This window comes from Micromonospora sp. NPDC002717, assembly GCF_040295705.1.
Lineage (GTDB): Bacteria > Actinomycetota > Actinomycetes > Mycobacteriales > Micromonosporaceae > Micromonospora.
The window spans coordinates 1-6,656 of the sequence record NZ_JBEOVW010000069.1 but is presented as its reverse complement, the minus strand read 5'-3'; the positions used below and the strand labels follow the sequence as shown (position 1 = coordinate 6,656).

Below are 6,656 nucleotides of genomic sequence, written 5' to 3'. Positions count from 1 at the left end.
ATCTCCCCGAACGCCTACGAAACCCACCACGCCGCTACCCTTACGGCCGCGGCGTAATCAATCACCACCGTGTCCAAGATCCGGGGTCAAGCCCCGGCACGCAGCGAACTGCTGACGTTGCTCGTGCTGCTGCTCGCCTCGGCAGTGCTGCTCGTGTGGTGTTTTGGCTGTGCCGCCGTCTGGCTGTACAACTGATCGGGGTCCGGCAGGAGCAGCGCCGCTTGGGTCACCGCTCTGGCTGACGTTGCAGTATTAGGCTTCGCGGTTATGACCGGGGCGTCTGCTATGTCGATGTTCGCCGCGCTGCTGGATCGCTCGGTGGCCCGCATCGGGGAGTTGGCGGCCGATGGCCGCCGTTTCGACCGGCAGGCTGTCGCCGAGATCGCGGACGTCTGGGACAACAACACTTCCCTGCTGTTCAGTACGGCGCTGAGTCGCCCGGCGTGGTTGCGTGAGCGGCGGGCGAGGGCTGCGCTGGTGTGGATGGCAGACCTGGGACCGTCTCGCCGGGCCTGGATGATCGAGCAGGCCGAGGTTGCCGGACACCGGTTGGAACCCCTGCTGCCCCTGCTTGTCCACCGCGGCGTGCATTACCGCGACTACCAGGGGCAGGTTCAGCCCGGCATCGCGTCGCTGACCGCGACGGCTGTCGAGAGCGTCGCGAAGGACTACGACCTGGCCCGCGCGCAGGTCCGCGCCGTGCGGGTGGAACGCGCCGGGCACAAAATCTCCGGCTACGTCGCCCTCGCGACTCCGCGCCGCTATGCCACTCCGGACGGCTACGGGGACGCGGTCGTGCAAATGTTCCTCAGCGACGTGCGCGACGTGCGGTTCGACAGCGGTGACGGGGCCGGCGCAGCCCTGGCCGCCGATACCGCCGGAGTCGAGGTCCGTGTCGGCGCCCAGGGTTACCTTCGCGCCACCTCGGCCACCGTCGGGTTCGACGACTCGTCGTGGCACCTGTCCCGCGCCGGCCAAGCCGCGGACGTGTGCACCCCACACCGCCGCGCTGCCGGGCGCAAGCCTAGACAGATCAAGCAGCCACAGGCGCTGGGCGAGGCAGCGTATGCCGCTATGGTGTTGCACCAGGCGATGCTTGAGATCCGAATGGTTCGCTACGCGAAGGTTGTCGGCCGGGTTCCGCTGCGGGAGCTGTGCGATGCCCTCGCGGGCGCCGGCGCTGGTGTGCTTACCGCCGCCGGCCAGCACGGGACGGCGCGCGACCATGCGTTCCGGCGGTTGGCCCAGGATTGGATTGCTGGGAGTCCCAGCCTGGCCCGCCGGATCGCGGGTCGGTTCGCAAAGGACCACCGGACCCGAGCGTTGGTTCCATCCGGCTCACGCCAGCCCACGGCGGTCGGCATGCCAGGGCAAGCCCAGCTCACGTTGGCTGCCTACACCGCCGCCCACACCCGGTACGGCGTGGCACACGACGCCTCAGCCGTGGTCAACCTCGCCGTCCCAGACTGTGACGACAACTGGGGACTGTGGGCGATGGAGTTCCCACGCCCCACGCGCCTGTCGCTGCGTATCGCCGCGCTGACCGGACCCCACGCCGTATCGCACACCACCGACGTGTTGCTGTCCCTCGGCAACGACGCCTTCGCCGTTATCCGTCGCGAGCCCGACGTCCACTGCCACTGAACCTGCTTGCACTGGATCCGTACGTCCGGTGGCGCCGATGAGAACGTGCACAGGGTGGGCAACGCGACGTTGTGCCACCGGCAATGCCTGACTCTGATCAGGCTGGTGGGAAGGGGCGGTATGCCGTCAACGTGGGTTGTCATTGGGAGACGTGTCGGGGACCGATGGCGGTAGTCCGTAAATGCCGGTCGCAGTCACGGTGGCATCGTCGATCGTGTTCGGGTCGATGCTCCAGCGACCGGCCATCGCCATCACGTCGGACTCGGACGGCGTCGTCGCGTACCAGGCTGTCCACTCCTCGTCCGACCAGTGTTCCCACCCGAGCTCAGTACCGCGAATGCCGATGCCCAACCCGATCTCGTCGGCTGTCGGATCACCGACGAACAGCGGCACCTCGCCTCGCTCGCCGATGAAGCAGTAGGCGCGCAACAGCTCACCATCCAGGGCCCGGGCCCAGGCGTGATAGTCCGGGACCCGCTCGTTGACGAAGAACTGCACCTCGCCCAGTTGTCGGCTCAGCTCCCTGAGCCAGTCGGGGAAGGGCGGCTCGGTCGCGTCGAAACCCGTCGGCATATGCAGCCGGCTGTGGGCGAGGGTCCAGCCTGGCACCGGTGCGGCCACGTACACGCCGTACCGGTAGGCCCGGTCGGTGCCGGTGGCCCAGTCGAGGACCTCCCGGTCGTGCAGCTCAAGCGCATCGGCGACCTCCCCAGGGGTCCGGTCTCGGACTGCCAGCCAAGACGTTTTATACCCGAACCCGGCCACGCTGCCCATGATCCCAGGAGCCTGTTCACGGCTGCCCGGAGGCATCCGGATTTGCCGCCGTCCGGGCGTTACTTGGCGTTTCCTGTGTGGGTGACACTCAACTTCTGTCGGGAACTGTCGGCCGCCGGCTGGATCGCCCACAGCGACCTGCCGTGGCAGCAGCTTGTGGGCCTCGGCCCTGCGGGCTTCGACGCCTACGGGCGGCTTCGGTTCCTGCCCGATCCGACACGCCCCGGCCAAAGCGAGAACGACGTCGATGCGGACTGGCCCACCGACCAGCTGCCCACCCTCTTCGAGGTGCTGGCCACCCACACCACGACCCCCGAAGACTGCTACTTCTGCGTCTGGGAAGGCTTCGGCGACGCCGACGACGCAGCCGACGACGACGCCGTGTACATCGACGAGGAGAACACAGGCGCCCTGCTCGAGCGGCTCGGCGGCCAGCCGGGACTGGCACCCACACCCGCTGCCCCGCCCTCGACACCGCGTGTGCCCAAGGTTGTGGTGCCCCACCGTGCGTACTGGTTGTTTCGAGGGCCGTTAGCCGACGTCGGCACATGGGACACCGCTGCGGGGTGGCCGGGCCAGCGTCGTCTCAGCAACGCCGAGCCGGCATTCGCCTGGCCCGCTGATCACGCCTGGTGCGTGGCCAAAGACGTCGATCCGCACTGGGCCGGGATCGGCGGGACCCGGGCGCTGATCACCCAACTCACCACCGACCCGCGCCTCGACGTGGTCCCCGCCGACCCCACCCAGGACCAGCCGCTCTACCGATGAACAGCCCGGTGCCCAGTTGACGAGTGCTTTGCGGACCGCTGACAGGGCCTGCCACGCTCAGGTCGGAACGCACGGATCTGCCGCCGATCGGGCGTCACGGAACGCGACGAGGAGCGGCTGCGGCCGGCGTAGTCGTGCTGGGAAGCGCGCACCGAACACCTCGGTACAACGGTCCGACTTGAATATCTGACACCGAGGCCCGAACAGGACAAGCCCATTCGCGAGGGTAGGCGTCCGGCGCGTCTCGGGCCGCGATTCGGATGCCTCCGCCCACCTCACCGCTGCGCAAAGATGAACCCGCCCTCGACGTTCGGGGCTGGGCGGTGCACCATCTCGGCCTCGACGGTGAAGCCTGCGGCGTCCAGCCAGGCCGCGACCCGATCCGGTGGGCGGCGGTGCACGTAGACGTTCATCGGGTGGCCACCGTAGCCCTCCGTCTTGAGTCGACTGCCGTCGCCGGCATGGAATCCGAGCAGCATGACCCCGCCGGGCCGCAGAACGCGGTGGAACTCGGCGAGGGCTATGGATACCTCGTCGTCGGGGACGTGGATCAGGGAGAACCAGGCGAGCAGGCCGGTCAGGCAGTCGTCGGCCAGTTCGAGGCGCGTCATGGAGCCGACCTCGAAGCGCAGGCCGGGATGGTCCCGTCGGGCCACGTCGATCATCGCGGGGGACAGGTCGAGGCCGAACGCGTCCAGGCCGATGCTGTGCAGGTGGGCGGTGATCCGGCCGGGGCCGCAGCCGACATCGGCGACCGGCCCGTTCCCCTGGGCGCGGACCAGTTCGGCGAAGAGGGCGAGGATGCCCCGCTGGAACGGTTCGCGGGCGAGAGCGTCGCGCAGCAGGTCGGCGTAGCTGACCGCTACCGTGTCGTAGGAGGTCCGGGTGTCGTCCAACCATCCAGGAACGCGCATGCGCCGCACGATAGCGCCGACCCGGGGAGCGGCGTCGGTCTGGCCGACACCATGATCCATCTGCGTGACTCAGACCGTAGTCATGTCGTCCCCAGCTCGTGATCAGGTACAGGGATCTGCCTCGGAGCGCTCGTCACGCAAGTAATCGGCTCGCGGGTGCATGCATCCGGACGTGCCGAAGAGCGGATGTTAACCGCGTGGTGTGGTTGAAGCGGGCCCGGCCATCATCGGTGTCTTCTCACTGAAGCGGAGAGTCCATGCTGACGGTTGACTGGTGGCAGCTGCGGCACGCGTACGGCCGGGCGATAGACACCCTGGAGCATCTGCGCGCGCTGGAGGTCGGCGATGCCGAGGCCCGCGAGGCGGCGCTGGAGCACCTTCAGATCGCGGTGCTGCATCAGGGTTTCCCCGAGACCGCGACCGCGCCGGCCGTCCGGGCCGTGACCGCGCTCCTCGCCGAAGGCCGGGCGCACCCGGACACGGTCGATTCGCTCGTGGAGTTTCTGGGTGATGCGGCCTCGAGCGTGACCGGCTTAGCAGGGGACCCTCACTTTGCCGAGGAACTGCCAGACGTCGCCGATGCCGTGGCAGCGGCATACCCGGTGGTGCTTGCGCTGCTGGAAACGTCGGTGCCTGACCGCGCTCTGTTCTATGCGGAAAACCTCGTGGCGATCGCCCGGATGGCGCCACTGATAGACCGGCGCGAGGACCTCGCTGCCGTTATCAGAGGCTGGCTGCAACGCGGCCCCGGGCCGCGAGCCCCTTGGGTTCACTGCCTCGGCCAGCTGGGCGTGGATCTCCGTGGCCTGCTCTTTGACCCAGACCCCGCGGTCCGGCTGCGGGCCGCGCTGGCCCACGAGGACGATCCGCGGAGCCAACAGCTGATCCTCGCCGTGCTGGCGGAGCCGCCGTCTCCAAGCCTGCACCAGTTTGAACTCGTCGCCGCAGCGATCCGCGTCGCCTCCGACTTCGACAGGATCGCAACGGCCGCTTGCGAGGTTGCCAGGCGGGACAGTTGGACCGGATTCGACGACGGGTGGGGTGCGGTCGTGCGTTTTGCCTTCGCCGAGCCGTACGGCCCGTGCCGGCCATTGACCGACTCACAGCGTGCGCTCCTTCGTGCTCTGGTCGCCAACGATCAACTCTGGGATCCGAAGAACGGCAGCTGCGGGCTGGTATTCAAGGAGGCCGGGTTACCACGCGGCCGGGATGCCTGCCGCCAGCTTGCCCAGTGATGAACTCTGATGATCCGGGCGTCCTGATCTGCCGCCGACCGTGCGCGCCGGTCTCCTACGCCTCGTTACCGTGGGTAAACGGACGGGCGAGGCAGGTAACCAAAGGCGTGACGGTCGAGGCGGCGTCGGACTCGCGAAAGTCGATACGGTGGGATGTCCTAGGTGCCGCGAGCGTAGGCGTAGTCGATGAGCGTTAGGCGGTACGGTTCGGGCACCTGCGGCGCCAGTTCGGTGAGCGTGTCCAGGTCGGCGGCCGATCCCGTCGAGCGGGCACGGTATGCGGCGGCGGCCGCCCGCATCGTGACGTCGTCCGGCTCGAGTTCCTCGCCGCGAGTGGCCTGCGTGGCGGCCTCGGCGAAGTCGCCTTCCTCGGCGGCCAGATCGGCCAGGTCGAGGTACAGCGACCAGTTGGCAGGGTCGAGCGCTAGGGCACGCCGGAAGGCAGCGGCCGCCTCGGCGCGGTTGCCGACGTGACGCCAGGTGCCGGCGCGGACGACCTCGGTGAACATCACGCGCCGCACGGCGTCGGCCCGGTCGCACAGGGCGAACGATGCGTCGGTGCGGCCGGACACGCGCAGCAAGATCGCCATGCGGGCCATCGCGTCAGGGTCCGCATGGCGCTCGCAGACCGCCTCGATCGCCCGGAACCACGGGGCCAGGCACTCGCGGACAGCATCAGTGTCGAGGTCACGGTCGTAATCGCGGATACGCATCGTGGCCTCAGCGACGGCGGCCGGGGTTACCGCACCGAGGAATCGCTCGTCGCCGAACCACGGCGCGGATGCCCACGGGACGTCTGGCTGGTAGCCGGTGATCGTGCCGAGCGACATCGCGGCCTCGTCCATGTCACCGTCCACAAACGACAAATAGGCGCGGGCTAGCATCGGTCCGATCGTGTTTGCCGTCGCGACGACGGCCGTGACCTCGGCGGGCAGCTCTCGCCGCAGGTTCTCCAGCGCGGAGTACGGCTCCGGATCGCGCGGATCGGCGGCGACCGCTCGAGCGATGAAGCTCGTCGCTGCGGAGGGCGAGCCGCCGCAGTGGGCCATCACCTGGGCGAGGGCGAGCGCTCTCGTCGTCGACACGATCGACACTTTAGCGCCGGCCGGCAGCGCGGGCGACGAGGTCCATGCACCGCCAAAGGGCGGTGCATGCCCGGGCCAGGCGAAAGCTGCGCAGAGCGGCTACGGCCAGAAGGTCGGCACTGTCGCGACGACTGCAGCCGTCTAAAGGACGTCTCGTAACTCGGCGGTCGGTCCATGGTGGATCATGTCGGGGTGCAGGTGATCTCGGCGACCCGTCAGGAGTGGATCTTTCCGTT

At 68.7% G+C, this 6,656-nt stretch carries 7 protein-coding genes; 4 read left to right on the top strand and 3 right to left on the bottom strand.

What is annotated here, in order from left to right:
• The first annotated feature begins 69 nt into the window (after positions 1–69).
• The gene (locus ABT006_RS34725) at positions 70–195 is read left to right on the top strand and encodes a hypothetical protein (protein ID WP_350712713.1); all 126 of its coding nucleotides are present in this window, start codon (positions 70–72) and stop codon (positions 193–195) included.
• 96 nt (positions 196–291) lie between these two features.
• A complete protein-coding gene (locus ABT006_RS34720; RefSeq protein ID WP_350712712.1) occupies positions 292–1,644 on the top strand; it encodes a hypothetical protein in 1,353 nt (450 codons plus the stop codon).
• Positions 1,645–1,770: 126 nt separating this feature from the next.
• Here ABT006_RS34720 and ABT006_RS34715 read toward each other — a convergent pair whose 3' ends face one another.
• Positions 1,771–2,409, bottom strand: a complete 639-nt coding sequence (locus ABT006_RS34715) for a hypothetical protein (RefSeq protein ID WP_350712711.1) — start codon at positions 2,407–2,409, stop codon at positions 1,771–1,773.
• A gap of 90 nt (positions 2,410–2,499) precedes the next feature.
• Between ABT006_RS34715 and ABT006_RS34710 the strand changes: the two genes are divergently transcribed.
• Positions 2,500–3,186, top strand: coding sequence for a hypothetical protein (locus ABT006_RS34710; protein ID WP_350712710.1), 687 nt, complete (start codon positions 2,500–2,502; stop codon positions 3,184–3,186).
• 275 nt (positions 3,187–3,461) lie between these two features.
• Here ABT006_RS34710 and ABT006_RS34705 read toward each other — a convergent pair whose 3' ends face one another.
• On the bottom strand, positions 3,462–4,100 hold the full coding sequence (locus tag ABT006_RS34705; protein ID WP_350712709.1) for a class I SAM-dependent methyltransferase: 639 nt from the start codon (positions 4,098–4,100) through the stop codon (positions 3,462–3,464).
• Between the two features lie 257 nt (positions 4,101–4,357).
• On the opposite strand from ABT006_RS34705, the gene ABT006_RS34700 reads away from it, so the two are divergent.
• Positions 4,358–5,335 (top strand): hypothetical protein, encoded by a 978-nt coding sequence (locus tag ABT006_RS34700; RefSeq protein ID WP_350712708.1) that lies wholly within the window; start codon positions 4,358–4,360, stop codon positions 5,333–5,335.
• Between the two features lie 158 nt (positions 5,336–5,493).
• Here the strand turns inward: ABT006_RS34700 and ABT006_RS34695 are convergent, their stop codons facing one another.
• The gene (locus ABT006_RS34695) at positions 5,494–6,420 is read right to left on the bottom strand and encodes a tetratricopeptide repeat protein (RefSeq protein WP_350712707.1); all 927 of its coding nucleotides are present in this window, start codon (positions 6,418–6,420) and stop codon (positions 5,494–5,496) included.
• Between the last annotated feature and the right edge of the window lie 236 nt (positions 6,421–6,656).

What these genes read in the sequence shown, in the direction of transcription:
- ABT006_RS34720 (WP_350712712.1), top strand. Translation starts at nt 292, where the DNA reads ATGTTCGCCGCGCTGCTGGATCGCTCGGTGGCCCGCATCGGGGAGTTG.
- ABT006_RS34705 (WP_350712709.1), bottom strand. Translation starts at nt 4,100, where the DNA reads ATGCGCGTTCCTGGATGGTTGGACGACACCCGGACCTCCTACGACACG.
- ABT006_RS34700 (WP_350712708.1), top strand. Translation starts at nt 4,358, where the DNA reads ATGCTGACGGTTGACTGGTGGCAGCTGCGGCACGCGTACGGCCGGGCG.